This window comes from Streptomyces sp. NPDC049879 (assembly GCF_044461265.1).
Taxonomy (GTDB): Bacteria; Actinomycetota; Actinomycetes; order Streptomycetales; family Streptomycetaceae; genus Streptomyces.
Genome location: NZ_JBITKT010000013.1, coordinates 78,687 through 100,455, shown reverse-complemented (window position 1 = coordinate 100,455; position 21,769 = coordinate 78,687). Strand labels below are relative to the sequence as shown.

General features: G+C 73.7%; 17 protein-coding genes. 9 read left to right on the top strand and 8 right to left on the bottom strand.

The features are described 5' to 3' along the window. Positions 1-751: 751 nt before the first annotated feature. Both ACIBPC_RS30995 and ACIBPC_RS30990 read right to left on the bottom strand, forming a co-directional pair. A complete protein-coding gene (locus ACIBPC_RS30995; RefSeq protein WP_398849258.1) occupies positions 752-1,531 on the bottom strand; it encodes an enoyl-CoA hydratase/isomerase family protein in 780 nt (259 codons plus the stop codon). Between the two features lie 21 nt (positions 1,532-1,552). Further along, positions 1,553-2,638: an Ig-like domain-containing protein gene (locus ACIBPC_RS30990; RefSeq protein ID WP_398849256.1), complete on the bottom strand. Its 1,086-nt coding sequence runs from the start codon at positions 2,636-2,638 to the stop codon at positions 1,553-1,555. Between the two features lie 282 nt (positions 2,639-2,920). Between ACIBPC_RS30990 and glgX the strand changes: the two genes are divergently transcribed. Together glgX and ACIBPC_RS30980 are read left to right on the top strand one after the other, a co-directional pair. Continuing rightward, on the top strand, positions 2,921-5,224 hold the full coding sequence (gene glgX / locus ACIBPC_RS30985; protein WP_398849254.1) for a glycogen debranching protein GlgX: 2,304 nt from the start codon (positions 2,921-2,923) through the stop codon (positions 5,222-5,224). 148 nt (positions 5,225-5,372) lie between these two features. Then, complete coding sequence (locus ACIBPC_RS30980; protein ID WP_362964473.1) at positions 5,373-6,716, top strand: hypothetical protein; 1,344 nt, start codon at positions 5,373-5,375, stop codon at positions 6,714-6,716. 82 nt (positions 6,717-6,798) lie between these two features. Here ACIBPC_RS30980 and ACIBPC_RS30975 read toward each other — a convergent pair whose 3' ends face one another. Beyond that, a complete protein-coding gene (locus tag ACIBPC_RS30975; protein ID WP_398849252.1) occupies positions 6,799-7,377 on the bottom strand; it encodes a hypothetical protein in 579 nt (192 codons plus the stop codon). A 246-nt stretch (positions 7,378-7,623) separates the two neighbouring features. Between ACIBPC_RS30975 and ACIBPC_RS30970 the strand changes: the two genes are divergently transcribed. Both ACIBPC_RS30970 and ACIBPC_RS30965 read left to right on the top strand, forming a co-directional pair. Further along, complete coding sequence (locus ACIBPC_RS30970) at positions 7,624-8,865, top strand: glycoside hydrolase family 71/99-like protein (protein ID WP_398849251.1); 1,242 nt, start codon at positions 7,624-7,626, stop codon at positions 8,863-8,865. 75 nt (positions 8,866-8,940) lie between these two features. After that, the gene (locus tag ACIBPC_RS30965) at positions 8,941-10,119 is read left to right on the top strand and encodes a GyrI-like domain-containing protein (RefSeq protein WP_398849249.1); all 1,179 of its coding nucleotides are present in this window, start codon (positions 8,941-8,943) and stop codon (positions 10,117-10,119) included. A gap of 29 nt (positions 10,120-10,148) precedes the next feature. Here ACIBPC_RS30965 and ACIBPC_RS30960 read toward each other — a convergent pair whose 3' ends face one another. Continuing rightward, positions 10,149-10,712 (bottom strand): DinB family protein, encoded by a 564-nt coding sequence (locus tag ACIBPC_RS30960; RefSeq protein ID WP_398849247.1) that lies wholly within the window; start codon positions 10,710-10,712, stop codon positions 10,149-10,151. Positions 10,713-10,815: 103 nt separating this feature from the next. Between ACIBPC_RS30960 and ACIBPC_RS30955 the strand changes: the two genes are divergently transcribed. Both ACIBPC_RS30955 and ACIBPC_RS30950 read left to right on the top strand, forming a co-directional pair. After that, entirely contained in the window at positions 10,816-11,607 is a 792-nt protein-coding gene (locus ACIBPC_RS30955; RefSeq protein WP_398849245.1) for an MBL fold metallo-hydrolase, read from the top strand. A gap of 69 nt (positions 11,608-11,676) precedes the next feature. Next, positions 11,677-11,937 carry a hypothetical protein gene (locus ACIBPC_RS30950; RefSeq protein WP_398849244.1) on the top strand — a complete coding sequence of 87 codons (261 nt, stop codon included), beginning with the start codon at positions 11,677-11,679 and terminating at the stop codon, positions 11,935-11,937. Between the two features lie 18 nt (positions 11,938-11,955). Here ACIBPC_RS30950 and ACIBPC_RS30945 read toward each other — a convergent pair whose 3' ends face one another. Continuing rightward, entirely contained in the window at positions 11,956-12,720 is a 765-nt protein-coding gene (locus tag ACIBPC_RS30945) for an SDR family oxidoreductase (protein WP_398849242.1), read from the bottom strand. Positions 12,721-12,790: 70 nt separating this feature from the next. On the opposite strand from ACIBPC_RS30945, the gene ACIBPC_RS30940 reads away from it, so the two are divergent. Continuing rightward, positions 12,791-13,435: a TetR/AcrR family transcriptional regulator gene (locus ACIBPC_RS30940; protein ID WP_398849240.1), complete on the top strand. Its 645-nt coding sequence runs from the start codon at positions 12,791-12,793 to the stop codon at positions 13,433-13,435. Positions 13,436-13,541: 106 nt separating this feature from the next. Here ACIBPC_RS30940 and ACIBPC_RS30935 read toward each other — a convergent pair whose 3' ends face one another. Then, the gene (locus ACIBPC_RS30935; RefSeq protein ID WP_398849238.1) at positions 13,542-14,420 is read right to left on the bottom strand and encodes a choice-of-anchor K domain-containing protein; all 879 of its coding nucleotides are present in this window, start codon (positions 14,418-14,420) and stop codon (positions 13,542-13,544) included. Positions 14,421-14,758: 338 nt separating this feature from the next. Between ACIBPC_RS30935 and ACIBPC_RS30930 the strand changes: the two genes are divergently transcribed. Next, complete coding sequence (locus tag ACIBPC_RS30930; RefSeq protein ID WP_362964495.1) at positions 14,759-15,826, top strand: LacI family DNA-binding transcriptional regulator; 1,068 nt, start codon at positions 14,759-14,761, stop codon at positions 15,824-15,826. Positions 15,827-15,912: 86 nt separating this feature from the next. Then, complete coding sequence (locus ACIBPC_RS30925) at positions 15,913-17,844, top strand: glycoside hydrolase family 127 protein (protein ID WP_398849236.1); 1,932 nt, start codon at positions 15,913-15,915, stop codon at positions 17,842-17,844. Between the two features lie 84 nt (positions 17,845-17,928). Here ACIBPC_RS30925 and ACIBPC_RS30920 read toward each other — a convergent pair whose 3' ends face one another. Then, positions 17,929-19,893, bottom strand: coding sequence for a DUF2264 domain-containing protein (locus tag ACIBPC_RS30920; RefSeq protein ID WP_398849234.1), 1,965 nt, complete (start codon positions 19,891-19,893; stop codon positions 17,929-17,931). Further along, entirely contained in the window at positions 19,886-21,769 is a 1,884-nt protein-coding gene (locus ACIBPC_RS30915) for a heparinase II/III family protein (RefSeq protein ID WP_398849232.1), read from the bottom strand. Before ACIBPC_RS30915 ends, ACIBPC_RS30920 begins: the two co-directional genes overlap by 8 nt.

The window sequence follows — 21,769 nt, the reverse complement described above, 5'->3', positions numbered from 1 at the left end:
CGCGTGGGCGCTTCCGGGGTATCGGGGGCGAACGGCACTCCCCGGGGTGACAGGTGCGGCTGTGACGGCCCGCATATGCCCTCGGCCAGGTCCCGCCCCGAACACCCGCCGCACCACCCGCCCTTCCGCCCGCCGCGCGGCGTCGGCGGCCGTCCTGCTCACCGGTGTTCCCCGGCGGCGGCGAACTCCCCCTGACGGTGATCCAACCGGCCCGGCGGCAGGACTCCCGGCTCCGGCCGGCACGACGGAGCCGGGAGGCCCGGAACGCTCGCGATCCGGCGGACTCCCCCTGCCGGGCGACACCACTGAGCAGCCGGGCCGCGGACGAGCGGCAGTGCTCCGCGCACGGTGCCGCCGCCGGTCGGCCGGACCCGGCAGAACCCGGCGGGCGGGGGCAGGAAGTCCCGTCCTGCGCCGGTACGGAGAACCGCGCCCGGCCGAGTGGAAGTCCAGCGGGAACCCCGTACTGCCGGGGGGCACCGGCGAGCCGCTTGGCGCGCCTGAACCGCACCGTTCCGTGCACGGTGCCGCCGCCGGTCGGCCGGACCGGGCAGGCCCCCCGCGAGCGGGCACCCCCGGCCGCGCAGGCGGCACGAGCCCCCGCCGGTACGGGCCGTGCCCGTCCGGCGTGTTCGGCCAACCGGCGGTGGCGCGGAGCGCCGCGGCTCGTCCGTGGTTCCCGCCGACCGGTCGCCCCCCGACGGCGGGAAGGGGCCGCCGTTTCCCGACGCCCCCCGCGCACCGGGTGCCGTCAGGGGCGGGGCCAGAAGCGGGCGTGGCCCGGTCCTTCCGTCATGAAGCTGTCCATGCCGTACGCCCGGTCGTCCGTCGCGAACAGCCCGGCGAACCAGCTGCGTTCCAGCGCGAGCCCCGCGTCCACCCCGGCGTCGAGGCCCACGTCCACGGACTCCTTGGCCGCCCGCAGCGCGATGGCGGGCCCCGCCGCCAGCCGCGCCGCCCACGCGCGGGCGGCGCCGTACACCTCCCCGGCGGGGAGCACGCGGTCCACCAGGCCCATCGCCAGCGCCTCGTCCGCGCCGACCTGCCGCCCGGTGAAGATCAGCTCCTTCGCCCGCGAGGGGCCGATCAGCCGGGGCAGCCGCTGCGTGCCGCCCGCGCCGGGGATCAGCCCGAGGAGGATCTCCGGCTGGCCGAGCCTCGCGTCCGACGCGGCGAACCGCACGTCCGCGCACAGCGCCAGTTCGCAGCCGCCGCCCAGCGCATACCCCGTCACGGCCGCCACCACGGGCTTGGGGATGCGGGCGACGGCGGTGAACGCCTCCTGCAGCCCCCGCGCCCGCGCGACCATCGCGGCGTGGTCCATGGCCCGCATCTCCTTGATGTCCGCGCCGGCCGCGAACACCCGCTCACCGCCCCACAGCACGACGGCCCGCACGTCGTCCCGCCCGGCGGCCTCGTGGGCGAGGTCGCGCAGCCGGTCCTGCAGGGCGGCGTCCAGCGCGTTGAGCGGCGGGCGGTCCAGGCGCAGGGTGCCGACGCCGTCGTCGGTCACCTCCAGGTGCACAGTCATGCGCGCCAGGTTATGCGGGGATCACTGCCCCGCGCCCCACTCGTCCCAGTCCATGTTCCAGCCGTTCAGGCCGTTGTCGGGCGCGATCACGTCGTCGGCGGAGTTGACCACCTCGACCACGTCCCCGATCATCGACTCCCCGAAGAACCAGGCGCCCGGCGTGTCAGGGTCGTCCGCGCCCTGCTCGTCCTCCAGGCCCACGCAGCCGTGGCTCGCGTTGGTCTCGCCGAACGTGGAGGACGGCGCCCAGTAGTTGCCGTGGATGAACGTGCCCGACGTGGACAGCCGCATCGCGTGCGGGACGTCCTCGATGTCGTACTCGCCGTCGAAGCCGACCGTCGCGCCGTCCATGCGGGTCTCGACGAACTTCTCGGTGATGACCATGCGGCCGTTCCAGGTCGGCGTCTCGGCCGCGCCCGTCGTCACCGGGAGGGTGCGCAGCGTCTCCCCGTCCCTGACGACCTCCATCGTCAGCGTGTCCACGTCTACGGTGCTGATCTGGGAACGCCCGATGGTGAACGTGACGTCCTCGCGCAGTGTGCCGTACACGCCCGGCGCGCCCTCCACGCCGCGCAGCCGGAACGCCACGGACACCTCGGTGCCCGGCTCCCAGTACTCCTCCGGCCTGAAGTCGAGCCGCTGCGTGCCGAACCAGTGCCCGCGCACCTCCACGTCCGGGTCGGCCGTGACCCGTATCGCGTCGCGTACGGCGGCGGTGTCCTCCACGGGGGTGTCGAAGGTGACCGACAGTTCCATGCCGACGCCGACCTCGGCGCCGTCCGAGATGTTCCACTCGGTGCCGAAGGTGTCCCCGGCCTCCACGGTGGTGAACGCGGCTTCCGCCTCGCCCTCCGCGCCCTCGGCGTTCTTCCCGGCTGCGGCGACGGTGTAGCGGGCGCCGTTGGCCAGATGCTCCCGCGGTGTCCAGCCGCTGCCGTCGTCCGACAGCTCGCCGGGGACCTCCTCGCCGTCCTCGCCCGTGACGGTGACCGCGGTGAGGGTGCCGTCCTCCGCGGACACGGCCAGTTCCCCCCAGGTCGCCACGTCCTGTGCGCCGTCACCCGGCGCGATCGCTATGCGGACCGGCGGTGTCTCCGGTTCCTGCACGGCGGCGGCCTCCTCCCGGCGTTCCTCCGTCCCGCCGGATCCGCTGCACCCGGTCACCGCCAGCGCCAGTACCCCCACCAGTGCCGCTGCCGCCCTGACGGCCCGCCCACGACCCGAACTCGTCGCCACGTCCGGCTCTCTCCCCTCACGCGCGGGCGTACCGCGCGGTTTTTTGCGGCCAGGTAATCACACCGGTACGGGTGGGGGCGGTGGGTAAACGTCACCGTTCTGCTGCAGTTCGGGCGGGCGTCGCCCGGCCGAGCCGCCCCAGGCCGTGACAAAATGTCAGATTCCCGTCACAGTGACCCACCGTCATGTCATGCGCCTCGGCGCGTGAGCGGAGGCCCGAGCGCGGGAAGCATCAAGCGAAGAAGACTCCAGGGAGGGCGCGTGTCACAGGCACCCGAGCGCGTGAGGACCGAGGTATGGCCCGGTGGCCCCCAGCCGCTCGGCGCCCGCTTCCACGCCGGTCCGGACGGCGTGGAAGGCACCAACTTCGCCCTGTGGGCGGGCGGCGCCGAGGCCGTCGAGGTCTGCCTCTTCGACGACAGCGGCGAGGAGACCCGCTGCGCGCTCGAAGAGCTGACGCACGAGATCTGGCACGGCTTCCTGCCCGGGGTCCGCCCCGGGCAGCGGTACGGCTACCGCGTCCACGGGCGCTGGGACCCGCCGACCGGCGCGCGCTGGAACGCGGCGAAGCTCCTCCTCGACCCGTACGCCCGCGCCGTGGACGGCGACTACGCCACGGACGGCCCGCTGCCGCCCGAGGTGTATGGCCACGTCAGGGACTGGCCCAAGCAGGAACTGGCCGACACCGTCCGCGACGAGCGCGACTCCGCCCCGTTCGTCCCCAAGGGCGTCGTCGTCCACGACACCGAGTCCTGGGCCGACGACATCAGGCCGGGCACCACGTGGGCCGACTCCGTGATCTACGAGCTGCACGTCCGCGGCTTCACCATGCGCCACCCCGGCATCCCGCCCGAACTGCGCGGCACGTACGCCGGTCTCGGCCACCCGGCCGCCATCGAGCACCTCACCAGCCTCGGCGTCACCGCCGTCGAGCTGCTGCCCGTCCACCAGTTCGCGCACGAGGACCACCTGCTGCGGCGCGGCATGCACAACTACTGGGGCTACAACTCCATCGGCTACTTCGCGCCGCACGCCGCGTACAGCGCGTCCGGCAGCCGCGGCCAGCAGGTCGGCGAGTTCAAGAACATGGTGCGCGCCCTGCACCAGGCCGGACTCGAGGTGATCCTCGACGTCGTCTACAACCACACGGCGGAGGCCAACGAGTTCGGCCCCACCCTGTCCCTGCGCGGCATCGCCAACCCCGGCTACTACCGCCTCACCGACGACCCGCGCCGCTACGCCGACTACACCGGCTGCGGCAACACCCTGCACGTCGTCCAGCCCCAGGTCCTGCGCCTGATCACCGACTCCCTGCGCTACTGGGTGCAGGAGATGGGCGTGGACGGCTTCCGCTTCGACCTGGCCGCCGCACTGGCCCGCTCGTTCCACGACGTGGACATGCTGTCGCCGTTCCTTGCCGTCATCGCCCAGGACCCGGTGCTGCGCCGCGTGAAACTGATCGCCGAGCCCTGGGACGTCGGCACGGGGGGCTACCAGGTGGGCGCGTTCCCCCCGCTGTGGACCGAGTGGAACGACCGCTACCGCGACACCGTCCGCGACTACTGGCGCGGCGCCCTGCCCGACGTCCGCGACCTCGGCTACCGCCTCTCCGGCTCCAGCGACCTGTACGCCTGGGGCGGCCGCCGCCCGTACGCGTCCGTCAACTTCATCACCGCCCACGACGGCTTCACCCTCCGCGACCTCGTCTCCTACGAGCGCAAGCACAACGAGGCCAACGGCGAGGACAACCGCGACGGCAGCGACGACAACCGCTCGTGGAACTGCGGCGCCGAGGGCGAGACCGACGACCCCGGCGTCAACGCCCTGCGCCGCCGCCAGCTGCGCAACATGCTGACGACCCTGCTGCTGTCCACCGGCGTCCCCATGATCGTCGCCGGTGACGAGACGGGCCGCACCCAGGGCGGCAACAACAACGGCTACTGCCAGGACAACGAGACCGGCTGGATGGACTGGGACCTCGTGTCCGACCCCGCCTGGCGCCCGCTGCTCGACCTGACCCGCCGCCTGATCCGCACGCGCCGCGACCACCCCGTGCTGCGCCGCCGCGCGTTCTTCTCCGGCCGCCGCCAGGGGCCCGAGGGGATAAGGGACCTGGGCTGGTTCGCCGCCGACGGCACCGAGATGACCGAGGAGGACTGGTACGCGCCCAGCCGCACGCTCGGCATGTTCCTGTCCGGCCGGGACATCCCGCAGCGCGACTCCCGGGGCCGCCCGATCGCGGACGACAGCTTCCTCGTGCTGCTGCATGCCGGTGAGGAGCCGCTGAGCTTCCCGCTGCCGGGACCGCCCTGGGCCGACAGCTACGAACTGCTCATCGACACCGCGCTGGAGGATCAGGAGGCGGAGCCGGGCACGCTGCACCCGGCCGGCAGCGCCCTGGAGCTGCAGCCGCGCTCCGTCCTGCTGCTGCGGGCGGTGCCCCCGGCCGCCGCCTGACACACCTCCGCGGTGTTTCCCATGGTTGCCTCCTGGCCGAAACGCCTGGCCGGGAGGCGGGTCCCCCGGGATAGGCTCCGGATCCGCCGAGGCACGACCGCTCGGTGCCGGGGGGAACCAAGTCATGCGTACACACCAGGAGTTGAGCATGTTCGGCAGATCGAAGAGCCCCGGGAACCGGCACCGCGACCAGGGTGTCGGCAACCCCGGCAGGCGCGCCCTGCTGGTCGGTGCGGCCGGTGCGGGCGGCATCGCCGGCGGCATGGCCATCGGCGGCCAGGCGTCGGCGGCCGACACGAGCGCGTACGCGGTGGACGTCGTCGCCAAGGGCGCGGACCCGACCGGCGCGCGCTCCAGCGACGCGGCGTTCCGCGCGGCGGCCGCCGAGGTCCTCGGCTCGTTCCAGGCGGGGCCGATATCGGGCGCCATCCCGAAGAAGACGATCCTCGTCCCGCCGGGCAACTACCTGCTCAACCAGCCCGACTCGCTGCTGCCGAACGTCAACGGCAACGGGGGCGGCGGCATCGTGGACGGCATCGCGATCGTCGGCTACGGCAAGCGGCTGTCCCGCATCACGTACTCGCCGTCCGCCAACGACACGACGCTGTGGACGAACAACCAGCGGTACAAGAACATCCGCATCAGCGGCCTCACGTTCACCAGCACCAACGCCACCTCCAGCTTCAACTACGCCTACTCCTCCGACACCCACGGCGTCCAGGACACCTGGTACACCGACGTCGAGTGGCGCGGCGCGTGGAAGCGCGGCATCGGCCTCGACGGCCCGAGCCCCAACTCGAACCTCAACAGCGAGATGGGCTGGGACCACTGCCAGGTCGGCGGCACGTACTCGGACGCCTTCCTCGTCACCGGCATGACGCCGGGGGTCTCGCAGCAGGACCAGTTCCTCAACTACTGGTTCCGCGACTGCAAGATCGAGTACACGTCCGGCGTCTTCGTGAAGAACAAGCGCGGCGGCTCGATGAACTTCATCGGCGGCTCCTACATCCTCACCAGCACGGCGGAGAACTCCGGCACGTTCTTCCAGCTCACCGGCGACGCCTCGGGGCGCGCCGACTCGGTGCTGCGGCTGTACGCGGCCGGTGTCCGCTTCGAGCTGCGCGGCAAGAACCAGAAGATCATCGACAGCAAGTGGACGCGCGGCCACATCACGTTCGTCTCCTGCGACGACACGGCGCACTCGTTCCAGGGCTGGGCCGCCGAGTCCAACTCGCACCTGTACGCGTTCAACGGCGGCGGCCCGATGGTCCGTTACCAGGACTGCGCCCTGCTCGGCTACCACAAGGTGGTCACCTCGGGCTCGACCGCGACCGGCAAGGTCCTCTACGACGGCTGCCGCATCATGGACGAGACGAAGGCCAGCGGCACCGACACGGACTCCTTCTTCCGCTGGGAGGGCACGCAGCCCGCGCACGAGCTGCGCGACTGCGTCGTCAACGGCTCGCGGGCGGCCGACGTCAAGCGCCCCTGAGGACGGCCACGGACCGTGCCGCGCGCCCCGAAGGGCTCCGGTGGACGCGCGGCACGGTCCTGGCTCCTGGCGGGGCGGCGGCTCAGCAGCCGCCGCAGTTGTAGTACGTCACGTCCCAGTGGTTGCCCTCGCGCGCGTAGATGTTGCCCGAGGCGGACTGGTACTGTGCCGCGCCGTCGCCGCGCTGCCCGATGTAGGTGAAGGCGCCCGTCACGTAGCCGTTGATGCAACTGTTGAGGCCGAAGTCGAGCTTGTAGCCGTTCCAGTGGCTGTACGTGCCGCTCGCGTGCCCGGTCTCGGTGCCGCCGGTGATGTTGAGCGCGCAGCCGCTGGCCGAGCGGAGCGTCTGGGCGCCCTGCGCCGACTCCAGGTTGAGCTGGTCGAACGAGGTGCATGTTGCCACGTTGCGGTTCGAACAGCCGCCGGACGACGACCAGGTGATGCCGGACGCGCGGAACATGTCGGTCGCCCGCGTGTGCGTGATCTTGGTGACGGCGGGCGCGTACCCGCCGTCCGCGTCCGCGGCCGGGGCGGCGGCCGCGGCGCCCGCCCCGGCGGTCAGCGCGGCGCCGGTCAGCACGAGCGTGGCGGACGCGGCGAGCGCGGCCCGTATCCGTCCGCGCCGCCGCGCGGTGGGGGGCGCGGTGGTGGTGTCGGTCATGTGAGGGGACCCTCCTGCTGGTGGCCGGCCCGCCGGACGGCGAGAGCCGGTCGTGCCTGTGGGGTTGGCCGTGCAGTCGGTGCACGCAGCATGGTGCCGCAATCTCTACGCGCGTCGCCAGAGCGTCCACCGCTTTGTCGCCACGTCGGTTTTTTCCGGATCTCGCGCAGATTATTGCGCGTGCATGACAGCTTCATTACGCTGCGCCGCGCAGACCGCAACAGCCCCCCACACTGAGAGGTCAGCATGGCGCTATCCCGCCGCGCGTTCGTCGGCACGGCCCTGGCCGCCGCACCGGCCGCCGCCGCGCTCCCATCGCTCACCACCGCCGCCGTCGCCGCCAGCCCCCCGGGCGACGTGGTCGGCAAGATCACCGTCGGCTACCAGGGGTGGTTCGCCTGCGCGGGCGACGGCTCGCCCATGAACGGCAACTGGTGGCATTGGTCGCAGAACTGGGGCCAGCCGCCGTCCCCGTCCAACACCGCGATCATCAGCTGGCCCGACGTGCGCGACTACACCCGCACGTACCCCAGCGCGTACCCGAACCTGGGCGGCGGCGGTACGGCGGACCTGTTCTCCTCGTACGACCAGCAGACCATCGACACCCACTTCCGGTGGATGCAGGAGAACGCGATCGACACCGCCGCGCTCCAGCGCTTCAACCCGAACGGCGGCGAGGGCCCCATCCGCGACGCGATGGTCCCGCGCGTCCGCGACGCGGCGGAGCGGTACGGCCGCAAGTTCTACATCATGTACGACGTCACCGCCTGGGTGAACATGCAGCCGGAGACCAAGGCGGACTGGGTGGAGAAGATGCGGCAGTACACCGCGTCGCCCGCCTACGCGCGGCAGAACGGCAAGCCCGTCGTCGGCATCTGGGGCCTCGGCTTCAACGAGGCCAACAAGGCCTGGCCGGCCGACGTCTGCCTCGACGTCGTCGACTGGTTCAAGGCGCAGGGCGTGTACGTCATGGGCGGCGTCCCCACCCACTGGCGGCGCGGCATCGAGGACGCGCGGCCCGGCTACGACGCGGTGTGGCGCGCGCTGGACATGCTCTCGCCGTGGATGGTCGGCCGCATCGGCGACATCGCGGGCGCCGACAACTTCTACCAGAACGTCAACACGCCCGACCAGGCGTGGTGCAACGAGAACGGCGTGGACTACCAGCCCTGCGTCCTGCCGGGCAACCTCCAGGACCGCGACCGCGCGCACGGCGACTTCATGTGGCGCCAGTTCTACAACATGTGCCGCATCGGCGTGCAGGGCATCTACATCTCGATGTTCGACGAGTACAACGAGGGCAACCAGATCGCCAAGACCGCCGAGAACGCCTCCCAGGTCCCGGCCGGTTCCGGCCTGTGGGCGCTCGACGAGGACGGCACGCCCTGCTCGTCCGACTACTACCTGCGCCTCACCGGCGACGGCGGCCGGATGCTGAAGGGGCAGATCCCCCTGACGCCCAACCGCCCCACGCCCACCTGGATCTGACCCCTCCCGGCGCGCCACCGGCCCACCCCGGTGGCGCGTCGCGCGGCCTCTTATTCTAGTACTAGAATACCGGCCATGCCCTCAGGTCTCACCCCGGCCGAGCTGACCCTGCTCGGCCTGCTCGCCGAACGGCCCCGCCACGGCTACGAGCTGGAGGCCGTGCTCACCGAGCGCGGCATGCGCGAGTGGACGGAGATCGGCTTCAGCTCGATCTACTACCTGCTCAAGAAGCTCCAGGAACGCGGCCTGATCGCCCGCGCCGACCCGGCGGCGGGCGGCAGGTCCCGCACGGTGTACGCCGCCACCGCCGAGGGCCACCGCGCCTGCGCGGACGCGGCGGAGGCGGCCATCGCCGAGGTGCGCCCCGTCTTCCCGCCGCTCCTCGTGGGCCTGGCCAACCAGCCCGCCCTCGACCACGCACGCCTGCTCGCCGCGCTCGACCGGCGCGCCGAGGCGCTCGCCGAACGCGTCGGGCACGTACGCCGCGCGGCCGAGGCGGACCGGGACGCGCCGCCGTTCGTCCGCGCCATCTTCGACCACGCACTCGGCCAGCTCTCGGCGGAACAGGACTGGCTGACCCGTTACCGCGCGTCGCTCTCCCCGGCGCGCGCCCCAGGAAGCGAGAAACCCATGGCCCCGTACGACGTGAAGCGCGAGCGCAAGGAGCTGTACGCGCCGAAGAACACCGCCTGGGGGCTGGTGGACGTGCCCGAGCAGCGGTTCCTCGCCGTCGACGGCACCGGGAACCCGAACAGCGCCCCCGCCTACGCGAGCGCGGTCGAGGCGCTGTACGCCGTCGCGTACACCCTCAAGTTCGCGGCGAAGCGCACGGACGGCGGCGACTTCGTCGTCGGCCCGCTGGAGGGGCTGTGGTGGGCCGACGAGTGGAGCGCCTTCACCGCACGCGCCAAGGACACGTGGAACTGGACGATGCTCCTGGTCCTGCCGCCCTGGATCACCGGGACGATGATCGAGGACGCGAAGACCGCCGCGCTGGCCAAGAAGAAGCAGCCTGCCATCTCCCGCGTGGAGCACCGCACGCTGCACGAGGGCCTCAGCGCGCAGATCCTGCACACCGGCTCCTACGACGACGAGACCCCGGTCCTCGCCGAACTCCACGACGCCTGGCTCGCCGCCAACTCCCTGCGGCCGACCGGCAAGCACCACGAGGTCTACCTCAACGACCCGCGCAGGACCGCGCCCGAGAAGCTGAAGACGGTCCTGCGGCAGCCGGTCGAACGCCTCCCCGACTGAGCGCGGCCCGGTCGCGGGTCACGGGGACGTCATATCCCGCCCGGTGCCGCTCCGTCCCGCCAGCGGTAGAGGTCGCGCAGTAGGGAGATCTCGGCGCCGTGGTGGATCAGCTCCCTGTTGACGTGCAGGACCCGGTTCTCCATCGGGAACCGCTCGGGACCCGCCGCGGGCGGATTCTCCAGGTCGGCGTCCGAGAGCCCGCGGACCCCCGCGTTCCATCGCGCGTACATCCCGTCGAGCTGGTCCAGCGCCTCGGCGGCGGTTCCCGCGTAGGCGAATGTCCGGGCGTCGACGTCCCCGCCGCCGAAGTACCATCCGACCCGGTAGCCCAGGCACGAGACGATGACGTGCGCCAGCCGCCACGCGATCGTGGTCACCGGCGCGGGCACCGGGTCGGGGGCGGCGAAGTCCATCGTCCACTCACCGGAACCCGCCGGCATCGGCGCGGCCGACGTGCCACGGGGGCGGACGCTCCAGCAGCCGCGCACCGGCTCCCAGAAGTACTCCTCGTCGGCAAGCCCGTCCAGCCGCGGCCGCAGATTCCTGTGCCAGTACCAGTCCAGCTGCTCCGCGAGCCGTTCGCTTCTCGTCATTTCCGCACACTACTCACCAGCGGGCGGACCGCATCCGATTGGGGTGGACGGCCCGGATGTGGCAGCCTCGGCCGATGACACGACGGACGCACAAGAGATCAGCATGAGCACCCCGAGCGAACGCCACACCGGTGATCCCCTCCGTTTCACGGTGCTCGGCAGCGCGACGCCGTACCCGGCCGCCGACAACCCCTGCTCCGGCTACCTGGTGTCGGGCGGCGGCGCCCGCGTGTGGGTGGACGCGGGCAGCGGCACACTGGGGCCGCTGCAACAGCACGTCCGGCTCGACCGGTTGGACGCCATCTGGATCTCGCACCTGCACGCCGACCACAGCGCCGACCTCCTCACCGCCTACTACGGCCTGCTCTACGCCGACATCAGGCTCGAAGCACCGATCCCCCTGTACGGCCCGCCCGGCATCGCCGACCGGCTGGCCCACTACCTCACCAACGGCCCGGACCGCAGCCCCGTCGAATCCGCCTTCGCGGTCAGGGAGTTGCACGACGGGCACCGGGCGGAGGCCGGTGCCCTGACGCTGACAAGCCGCGCCGTGGCGCACGGCATCCCGGCCTTCGCCCTGCGCGTCGAGGGGGGCGGCCGTTCGCTGGTGTACTCAGGGGACACCGCGCCGTGCGACGCCCTGACCGAACTCGCGGAAGGGTGCGACGTGCTGCTGTGCGAGGCGGAGAGCGACCTGGCGCCCGCCGACGGCGGCCAGGTGCACCACACGCCCGAGGACACCGGCGACACCGCGCGCGCCGCCGGGGCGGGGCGCCTCGTGGTGACGCATGTCGGGCGCTCCCTCACCCCGGAGCAGGCGGTGGCCCGCGCGTCGGCCCGCTTCGACGGCCCCACCGCCTTCGCGACTCCGGGCACCACGTTCCCGCTCGCCTGACCCGGAACGTGTCGCCGCCCCGGTCGCGGTCGTTGACGTCATGGCCCGCACCCGAGCCGAGGAGGGACCATGAGCGGCGAACCCCTGCGCACCGTCACCGGGGACGGCAAGGAGATCACCCTGCCGTCGACGATCCGGGGCATCCGCGACGCGCTCCCGCCCGACCGCCGCGCCGAGTTCACCGAGGCGGTGGAGACCGTGAGCCTCCACGGCATCCACGAGGTGATGCGGGCCTGGGTGATGGAGCTGTTCGAGGCACGCGATCCCGGGATGGCCCGCGACCTCGACGCCCTGGCCCGGCAGGAGCGCGCACGCGGCGGCGCCCGGTGAACGCCCCTCCCGCGCCGCTCAGGCGCGCAGGCCCAGGTGGACGCCGCCGCTGGCGTCCAGCGTCTGGCCGGTGATCCAGCGGCCGGCGTCGGAGGCCAGGAAGGCCACGGCGTCGGCGACGTCCTCGGCGCGCCCGAGGCGGCCGAGCGCGGTGCCCGCTTCGATGAACTCCCGGAGGCCCGGCGCCTCGAAGAAGGCCGCGTTCGCGTCGGTCCTGGTCGCGCCGGGCGCGACCGCGTTGACCGTGATCCCGCGCGCGCCGAGCGCGCTGGCCAGCGTCAGCGTCATCGTCTCCAGCGCGCCCTTGCCCATGGCGAACGACGTCTGGCCCGGATTGGCCATCCGCGTGGCCACCGACGACAGCGTGATGATCCGGCCGCCGTCGCGCAGCAGCGGCAGCGCCCGCTGGATCAGGAAGTACGGCGCGCGCACGTTCACCGCGAACAGCCGGTCGAACGCCTCCGGGGTGTCCGTCTCGATCGGACCGCCGGGCGGGGCCGCCGCGTTGTTGACCAGGATGTCCAACGGGCGCCCGGCCAGGCCGCGTTCGAGTCCGGTGATCAGCGTGTCCACGTCCCCGGCGGTCCCCAGCTCCGCGTGGACGGCGAACGCGCGGCCGCCCGCCGCCGTGATCCGGGAGACCGTCTCCTCCGCCCCCTCCGCCCCGCCGCCGTAGTGCACCGCCACGTCCGCCCCGTCGGCGGCGAGGCGTTCGGCGATCGCGCGCCCGATGCCGCGCGACGCCCCCGTGACCAGCGCGGTCCTGCCGTCCCGTTCTCCCATGACGCCCACCCTCGGTTGTGTGAGTCACTCGCTAGTTGTGAGTGACTACCAGGACGGTACCGTGTCACGTGTGGAGAACGGAAGACCGAACCTGCGCGAGCGCCGCAGGGCGGAGACCCAGCGCACGATCCAGGCGCACGCGATGCGGCTGTTCGCCGAGCGCGGCTACGACGCGACGACGGTCAACGACGTCGCCCACGCGTGCGGCGTCTCGGCCATGACCGTCTACCGCCACTTCCCGACCAAGGAGGACCTGGTCCTGCACGGCCGGTACGACTCCCTGATCGCCGCCCGGGTCGCCGCGCGCCCGGCGGGCGAGCCGCCGGTGCGGCGCGTCGGTCTCGCCCTGGTCGAGGCGGCCCGTGTCCTCACCGGGCCCGGCGTGGACCTGCTCCTCGCCCGCCTGCGCCTGATGACCGACACCCCGGCGCTGCGCGCCCGCCACCTGGACGGCCAGCTCGCCACACAGCGGGCCATCGTCGCCGCCCTGCCCGCCGAACCGGACGACGCGGAGGCCGGGTTCCGCACCTGGGTCGTGGCCGGCGCGTGCCTGGCCGCGCTGCACGCCGCCCTGACACGCTGGGCCCAGGAGGACGGCCGCCAGGACCTGCCCGGCCTGATCGCCACGGCCCTCGGCGCGGCGTTCGGCGGCGACTTCGACCCGGACACGGACCCGGATCAGGACACGGACACGGCCCCGGGCACCGTCGCCTGAGTGCTCCCGGGGCCGGACAGGTGCGGCGGGGCCGCTCACCCGCCCGGCCCTGGGGCCTGGCTCACGGGCCCGGATCACCGGCGCGCCGCGTGCCGTGGCCGTGCGGTCAGCCGGCGGCGTCGCCGTAGGCGTGACGGGCGCGGACGGTGCCGCCGCTGTCGCGGAGTTCGGCGGTGTCGCCCTTGTCGTTCCAGATCGGACGCCCGCTGCGGAAGGTGAGGCCGTACCAGCCGGCCGGCTGCTGCTGGTCGGAGGTGTAGACCCGGATCGTCATCGCGGGGGCGAGGTAGCCGTCCTCCGTGAAGGTGAAGTCCTGCCCCGCGTCACCGGCGTTGATCGTCCAGCCCCTCACCGGGACGATCACGCCGCTGCGGTTGACCAGCTCGACGTACTCGCCGTCCTGGGGGCGGCCGGTCTCGCCCTTGTGGTGCACGGAGCGGATGGCGACGTCGGGCCGGTCGGTGCGCACCAGCATGCCGAGCAGCTCGACCGTGGTCGTCCGGCCCTCGGGGCTGCTCGACGTGTTCCGGAGCGGCCCGTCGTCCACGCCGGGGAAGCCGGCGAGGACCAGGGTGTACGGGACGCCGTCGAGGGTGACGGTCTGGTTGCCGGGGAACGGCAGCGGCACGCTCAGCGTGTCGGGTACGTCGCGGTCCTCGTCGCCGAAGGAGTAGTGGGTGAAGGCGAAGGGGAACTCGGTCTCCGGGCCGTCCTGCACGGACAGCCGGACGGTCAGGTGCAGGGTGCTGGTGTGGTAGCTCAGGCCGCTGCCCGGCTCGCGCAGGTAGTTGTCGTAGGTGATCGTGCCCACCGTGAACTCGTGCCCGTCCAGGCGCGCTTCGGTGGTGTTGCCCGTGAACGTGTAGCCGGTCTCGCGGTTCTCGGCGTCAGGCGCTCCCCAGGCGATGCGGTCGGTGCCCGCCCCCCTCATGTCGCCGAACACCCGGCTCCGGGGCTCGGGCCTCCAGGTGGCGGATGTGGTCACCGTGACCATGGATCTCCGTCCGTCGCAATCGGCTGCGGGTGACTCCCGCAGTGGACCGACCGGTTACTGCCCCGGGGAGGCGAAGCCGTGTGGGATCCCCACCGAACGGGCCTGATCCCGCCGGTGCGTGACCGGCGCCCCAGTCTTGCGCTCTGTGTGGCGCTCCCAGTAAGGCCCTGTCGCCCCGCGGCCGTTGCTGCGCGGGGCCGGATCACCGGCCGGGTGGTGGGTGGTTTTCCTGAGTTTCCTCGGTGGAGCCGGTCACGGCCCCCGCCGATCGCTTGACCTGCGGCGGGTGAGCAGGAAGACTTTGCGGGAAAGCAGGAAAGGGTTTTCCCGTGGCCGAGCAGCACCGCAGTGTCACCATCACCGAAGTGGCCGCCGAGGCCGGCGTGGCGATCAGTACCGCCTCGAAGGCGCTCAACGGCCGGGGCCGCCTGCGCCCCGAGACCCGGGAGCAGGTGTTCGAGGCGGCCCAGCGGCTGGGCTATCAGCCGAACGCGCTGGCGCGCAGCCTGGTGCAGCGCCGCAGCTTCACCGTCGGCCTGCTCTCCACCGAGAGCGCGGACCGGTTCAACATCCCCCTGCACCTCGGCATCGAGAACGCGCTGGGCGCGGGCCGGATCTCGGTCTTCCTCTGCGACGGCCGCGCCGACCCGCTGCGCGAGCGCTTCTACCTCGAATCGCTGCTGGCCCGCCGGGTGGACGGCATCGTGGTGACCGGCGTGCGCACGGACACCAGGCCGCCGCTGTCGCTCACCTCGCTGCCGGTGCCGGTGGTCTACGCGTACACCAGGTCCACCGACCCGTCGGACCTGTCCGTGCTGCCCGACGACGAGCAGGGCGGGCGCCTGGCTGCCGAGCACCTGCTGTCCGCCGGGCGCACCCGCGTCGCGCACATCACGGGCCCCATGGACTTCTCGGCGGTGCGCGACCGGCTGGCGGGCTGCCGCGCCGTGCTGCGCGACGCCGGGCGTGAACTACCCGACGATCGGGTGTACTCCGGCCCGTGGAACGAGGCGTTCGCCCGGCGGGCCGCCACCGACCTGATGGCCGCGCACCCCGACACGGACGCCATCTTCTGCGGCAGCGACCACCTCGCCCGCGGCGTGATGGACGCGCTGCGCGAGCTGGGGCGGCGGGTACCGGACGACGTCGCGATCGTCGGCTTCGACAACTGGGAGCTGCTCGCCCTGGACGCCCGGCCGCCGCTGACCACTGTGGACATGAACCTGCAGGCCCTCGGGGCGCACGCCGCCCGGCGCCTGCTGTCCATGATCGACGGGCACCGCGAGTCGGGCCTCGTACGGCTCCCCTGCCGGCTGGTCGTACGCGAGTCCAGCGGCGTCCGCGCCCCTGAGCCGCAGGCCGTCCGGCCGCTCGCCCCCAAGCCGGAGCCGAGCTGACACCGAGCCCGGCGCCATCTTCCCGCGGGTTCCGACGGCGTGCCCCGCGTCTGCCCCTCACCCCGAACGCCAAGGACGGATCTCCCATGCCCGCTTCCCCTTCCACGCCCTTCCGCGCCCCGGCCGACCCGCGCGGCGCGCCGGGAGTCCACAGGATCCCGGTGCCGCTGGGGATGTCGTCGGTGGACGGCGGCCCGCTGGCCTCGGTGCGCCGGCGCACCCGCGAGGTGACCCTGGAGACGATCTACCTGCGCTGCGAGGAGTGCGGCGCCCTGGACAACCTGCGCCGGGCGGCCGGTCTGCTGCCGGGTGACCCGGTGGCGGAGTTCCGGGGCGAGTTCTTCGCCGACTCGGACGTCCACAAGTGGCTGGAGGCCGCCTGCTGGCACCTGGCCGAGGAGCCGGACGACCCGGCGCTGCGCGCCAGGATCGACGCCACCGTGGAGCTGCTGGCCGCGGCCCAGCAGCCGGACGGCTACCTCAACTCCTTCTTCATGGGCGAGCGCGCGGCCGAGCGCTGGCAGAACATCACCGACCGGCACGAGATGTACTGCGGCGGGCACCTGCTCCAGGCCGCGGTCGCGCATCTGCGGGCCACCGGCGAGCGCACGCTGACCGACGTCGCCGTCCGCTTCGCCGACCACGTCTGGACCGTCTTCGGCCCCGGGCGCAGGCCGGGCGCCGACGGCCACCCCGGGTACGAGACGGCGCTCGTGGAGCTGTCCAGGGCCACGGGGGAGCGGCGGTTCCTGGAGCAGGCCCGCTGGTTCGTCGAGCAGCACGGCCGCACGCCCGCCGCGATCGGCGGCCGGGAGTACCACCTCGACCACGCGCCGCTGACGGAGCAGCCCGAGGTGACCGGGCACGCGGTGCGCGCGCTGTACCTGTACACGGGCGCCGCCGACGTGGTGGCGGAGGAGCCGGACGCCGGGCTGATGGCCGCGCTGGAGCGGCTGTGGCGCAACTTCGCCGACCGCAAGCGCTATGTGACGGGCGGCGCCGGTGCGCGGCACGACTACGAGGCGTTCGGCGCCGAGTGGGAGCTGGGCGACGAGCGCGCCTACGCGGAGAGCTGCGCGTCGGTCGCGCACTTCCAGTTCGCCTGGCGCATGTTCCTGCTGACGGGCCGCGGCGAGTTCCGCGACGCGATGGAGCAGGTGCTGTGGAACGGCCTGCTGTCCGGCCTGGGCGACAACGGCGAGGACTTCTTCTACGTCAACCCGCTCGCCGACAACGGCCGCCATCGCCGCAGCCCCTGGTTCGGCACCGCCTGCTGCCCGCCCAACCTCGCGCGGCTGGTCGGCTCCCTGCCCGCCTACACGTACGCGACGAGCGGCGACACGCTGTGGACGCTGCTGCTGACGGAGGGCACCGTCCGTACCGAACTCGCGGGCGGAGCGCTGGAGTTGAGGATCAGCACGCGCTACCCGCTGGACGGCGAGGTCGTCGTGGAGGTGCTGCGGGCGCCCGAGGAGCCGTGCGGTGTCGCGCTCCCGATACCCGACTGGGCCGACGGCGCCTCCTGGTCGCTGGACGGCGCGGACCTCCCCTTCGAGGAGGCGGACGGCTTCGCGGTCCTGCACCGCCGGTGGCAGGCCGGGGACAAGCTGACGGGCGGCTACCGGATGCCGGTGCGCCCGCTGGCCGCCCACCCCCGGGTGCGTGCCGCGCACGGCAGGATCGCGCTCACCCGCGGGCCGCTGGTCTTCTGCCTGGAGCAGGCCGACCACGAGGCGGCCGACGTCCGCGACATCGCGGTGACGGCCGACGGCGACTGGACGGCCGACCCGCGCCCCGACCTGCTCGGCGGCACGGTGACGCTGCGCGGCACGGGCTGGGCCCCGCCTGCGGAGGCGGCGGACGGGCCGCTGTACCGCCCGGCCGGTGAACCGTGGCCGGAGGCGCGGCCGGTGGACGTCACGGCCGTCCCCTACTACCTGTGGGCGAACCGCGAGCCCGGTCCCATGCAGGTGTGGCTGCCGCTGGCGGACGGCGTGGAGGCGGCGCCCTCCCGCTGAGGCGCCCGGCGACGCGGGAAGGGGGACCCGGACGATCCGGGTCCCCCTTCCCGCGTTCTTCCCGCGTGCACGACGGGCGGCGGCTCACCCCGTCCCGGTGTCCAGCGTCACCGCGTCGGTTCCGCCGCCGGGCCAGTGGACCACCACGCGCGCGCCCTCGACGTCCAGGGACACCGGCGGCGCTTCCTCCGCGCCGACCGAGCCGCCCGCGCCGCCGAGGCCGACCAGGGCGGCGGCCACCTCACCGGGGCGCAGGGGGAGTTCCGTCGCCAGCCAGGGCACCGCGCTGTGCTCGCCCAGCGGGTTGTCCCCGGTGAACGCCGTGACGCCCGCCCGGTCCAGGGCGCGCAGCGACAGCAGCACGGAGACGGCGCCGTCCGCGCGTACCGCCGCCGCCCGTACCTCCCCGGCGGCGGACGGCCGGGAGACCAGCTCACGCGGCGGCCGTTCCCCCGCGAGCGGCCAGCCGCCGAAGCGCACCCGGTGCCCGGCCGCCGCGCCCGTCCCCGGGACGACCCGGGCGAGACGCACCTCCCACGGGCCCCGTGCCACCGAGGCGAGGCACAGCTCGGGCCCCGGCTCGACCTCGACGGGCTCCTCGTGCAGCTCCTGGCCGTCGGCCATCCGCACCCAGTGGGCGCGGCCGGCCGACACGGCGGTGTCCCCGGTCAGCGACAGCGCCCGGAAACTGCGGCGGTGCGAGGCCCGGCCGGACGCGTCCAGCAGGCAGACCGCCGACTCCAGGGGGTCCGTGTGGGCCGCGCGGCGCGTGCCGGGGGCGGTCGTGCCGGAGTAGCCGACGGCGGAGTAGACGGCGTCGTCGCAGCGGGCGGCGCCCTCCGGCGTGTGGTCGGTCCCGTGGTTGTAGACCCGGACCACGCCGTCGTCGCGCGTGCCGCGGACCAGCCACCCGGCGGGCCCGATGGTGACGGACGTGTCGGCGCGCTCCACCGGCAGGGGGCGTTCCGGCTCCGTCCACACGGGATGCGCCGCCGGGAGCAGCAGGCCCGCCATGCCCTTGCTGGCCCAATAGGGCGATCCGGGGCCCGAGTAGCCCTGCCGGATCGAGGGCAGCGCCCGGTGCCAGCCGAGGGTCAGCAGCCCGTCCGCGTCCGGGGCGCCGTGGTCGGCGAAGTGCCGCACGATGCCGCAGGCGGCGCGGCGGGTGAGCCCCGGCTCCAGCGGGGTGGCGTCGAACAGCGCGCCCGTCCAGAACGGCGCGGCGGCGGCGAAGCGGTACGTCAGCGAACGGCCCTGGTGGAGCGGCGCGCCGTCGGCGGAGACCAGGTGGACGAGGTCCTCCAGGTGGCGCCGCAGCCGTCCGCGCCAGGTGTCGCGCAGGGCGGCGGCCTCGGGGTGCCCGGGGGCCATGGCGCACCACCACAGGGGATAGAGGTGCAGGGCCCAGCCGTTGTAGTGGTCGAGGGCGGTGCGCCCGCCGTCCCCGTACCAGCCGTCCGCGATCCAGAACTCCTCGTGGGTGGCGAGGTTGCGCTGGAGGTCGTCCTCGCTGGAGGGGCCGCCGACGGAGGCGAGAAACGCCTCGGTGATGTTCTGGAACCAGATCCAGTTGGTCCGGTAGTACGTCAGGCCGACGCTGCCGCCGAGCCAGGCGACGGTGCGTTCGCGTACCTCCTCGTCGAGGCGGTCCCAGATCCAGGGCCGCGTCAGGTGCAGGCCCAGGGCGACGGACGCGGCCTCGACGCGGGCCTGCGGCACCTCGGTGAGCAGCGGCCAGTGCCCGGGGTGCGACGGGTCGGTCCCGGCGGCCAGCCCACGGGCGTACCAGTCGGCCAGGCCGAGGGGGTCGTCGCCGTCCTCGCCCGCGAGGCGGAAGGCGGCGAGGAGGAACGTGCGGGCGTAGCCCTCCAGGCCGTCGCTGCGGCGTCCGGCGGCGCTCGCGGGGCCCGGCAGGTCGATCAGGGCGTGCCCGGCCCGCGCGTACGGGCGCACGGCGCGCAGCAGCACGTCGGCGTGCCGGGCGAGGTGTTCCCTGGTCCAGCCGGTGTAGGGGGAGAGGGTCCGGTCGTCGGCGGGGAGTTCAGTCATGGGCGGCGTCCGGTGCGGGGGTGAGGGCGAGGGTGCTGTGGCCGGTGGCGGCGGGGGTGCGGGCGGTCAGCCTGATCCGGTGGACGGCGGTGCCCCAGACGGCGGCCAGCTTGGGGTCGGTGACGGGCTGTTCGTCCGTCTCCGCGTCGAAGTCCCCGGCGTCGTAGTGGAGGAGGAGCCGGTGTGCCGGCGGGCCGAGGAGCAGCGTCCCCGGGGTGTTGCCCGCGGTGACCGGGCCGGTCGTGACCAGGTGCAGTGCGAGCGCGGTGGGCGCGGCGGCGAGCCGCCACGTGTCGTCCACCGTGACGCGGGCCGTCTCCAGGGTGCAGGTCCTGCGCCATGCGAGCAGGCCCGCGGCGGCGTTCCACGCCGGGGCGAGGTCCATGGTGAGCGAGCTGCCCGAGCCGTCGAGGCGGGCGGACACGTCGCGGGCGGCGTGCTCGTGCCCCGTCGCCTGCTCGTGGCCGCCGACGAGGGGGAGGTTGTGCCAGGAGGAGCGCATGGTCCAGATCCGGTAGCGGTCCGGGCCGAACGTCTCCTTGCTGTACGTGCCCACGCCCAGGTCGATGACGACCGGGCGGCCGTCGAGCGCGACGATGAACGAGCCGGTGTCGTTGTGGTTGTGGAACTCGCCGTTGTGCCCGGCCTTCGCGGCGAGGAACAGCCCGCGTTCCTCTCCGGGGCGTGTGCGGGCGGTCAGCACGCCGGTGTCGGGGAGCCAGGTGCGCGCGGTCAGCGGTGGGGCGCCCGGGGTGGTCCTGGCGCGCTGCCAGGCGGTGTCCAGCAGCGGAGTCAGCAGCCGGGCGAGGGAGACGTCCGGCGAGGCGAGTCCGGCGGCCGGTGGCATCGCGGCGGCGTGGGCGCACACCTCAGGCTCGCCCGTGCGGGCGCCGAAGCGGTGGAGCAGCCCCGGCTCCACCTGGGGCAGCAGGGGGCGGCCGTCGGCGAAGTTCACGTACCAGTCGCCGCCGATGTGGGTGGCCAGCGGGTAGCGGGCCATGGCGGCGGTGAGCGGGTGCCGCAGCGGCGCGTCCTCGCCGGTGGCGGAGGACAGGTGCTCCAGGCACTCGAAGTACGAGGCGGCGGAGCGCCACCAGTAGGCGATGCCCTCGTCGCAGCCGCCGTCGGCCGGGGCGCACTCCACGTAGCGGTCCAGGGCGGCGACGGTCCGGGTGGCGGTGGCCAGCATGTCCTGCGGCGCGGTGTCCAGCAGGAGGGAGGCGGGCAGCACGTTGGAGAGGATCCAGGTGGTCCAGTTGTTCAGCTCCTCGCCGTGCAGCCCGAGCCACCACCAGTCGTCGCGTTCGCGGAACGGGCGCAGGACCCGTTCGCGCACGGCCTCGCCCAGGTCCGCGCGGCGCCGCGGGCCCAGTTCCTCGCCCGCGACCAGGTCGGTGAAGGCCAGCAGCGCGGCGGTGTCGGCCGCGAACAGGTCCACCGTGGGCCGCCCCGGGTCGGGGGCGGGGATGCCGTCGGCGTCGTGGGACAGCTCGTGCGCCGGGAGGCACCAGGTCCGCTCCTCGCACAGCAGCCGCACGCCCTCGTCGAGGACGGCCGCGGCGCTCCCCGGGCCGTCCAGCACGGTGAGCAGGACGGCCGCGATGAGCCGGGTGCGGCGGGCGAAGTAGGCCACCTCGTAGGTCTCCCGGTCGCCCGTGGTGCCGTAGGCGGTGAAGCCGTCCGGCGGCAGGCCGGCCCAGGGGCGGGCGAGTTCGCGGTGGGCGGCCTCGCGCAGCCGGGCGTGCTCGGCGTCGGGGAGGCCGCCCCAGGCCGCGCGGTCGGCGGCCTGGGGCAGGGGGCGCCACGTGCCCGGGGCGGGCAGGGAGGCGGCGAGGCGGGTCGGGGAGTGGAGGTCGGTCAGGAAGCGCTGCGGCAT

Coding starts and splice junctions, on each gene's coding strand:
- ACIBPC_RS30920 (WP_398849234.1), bottom strand. CDS start 19,893: ATGACTGAACTCCCCGCCGACGACCGGACCCTCTCCCCCTACACCGGC.
- ACIBPC_RS30950 (WP_398849244.1), top strand. CDS start 11,677: ATGAGCGGCGAACCCCTGCGCACCGTCACCGGGGACGGCAAGGAGATC.
- ACIBPC_RS30915 (WP_398849232.1), bottom strand. CDS start 21,769: ATGCCGCAGCGCTTCCTGACCGACCTCCACTCCCCGACCCGCCTCGCC.
- glgX (WP_398849254.1), top strand. CDS start 2,921: ATGTCAGATTCCCGTCACAGTGACCCACCGTCATGTCATGCGCCTCGG.
- ACIBPC_RS30945 (WP_398849242.1), bottom strand. CDS start 12,720: ATGGGAGAACGGGACGGCAGGACCGCGCTGGTCACGGGGGCGTCGCGC.
- ACIBPC_RS30960 (WP_398849247.1), bottom strand. CDS start 10,712: ATGACGAGAAGCGAACGGCTCGCGGAGCAGCTGGACTGGTACTGGCAC.
- ACIBPC_RS30995 (WP_398849258.1), bottom strand. CDS start 1,531: ATGACTGTGCACCTGGAGGTGACCGACGACGGCGTCGGCACCCTGCGC.
- ACIBPC_RS30970 (WP_398849251.1), top strand. CDS start 7,624: ATGGCGCTATCCCGCCGCGCGTTCGTCGGCACGGCCCTGGCCGCCGCA.
- ACIBPC_RS30925 (WP_398849236.1), top strand. CDS start 15,913: ATGCCCGCTTCCCCTTCCACGCCCTTCCGCGCCCCGGCCGACCCGCGC.
- ACIBPC_RS30980 (WP_362964473.1), top strand. CDS start 5,373: ATGTTCGGCAGATCGAAGAGCCCCGGGAACCGGCACCGCGACCAGGGT.
- ACIBPC_RS30965 (WP_398849249.1), top strand. CDS start 8,941: ATGCCCTCAGGTCTCACCCCGGCCGAGCTGACCCTGCTCGGCCTGCTC.
- ACIBPC_RS30955 (WP_398849245.1), top strand. CDS start 10,816: ATGAGCACCCCGAGCGAACGCCACACCGGTGATCCCCTCCGTTTCACG.
- ACIBPC_RS30975 (WP_398849252.1), bottom strand. CDS start 7,377: ATGACCGACACCACCACCGCGCCCCCCACCGCGCGGCGGCGCGGACGG.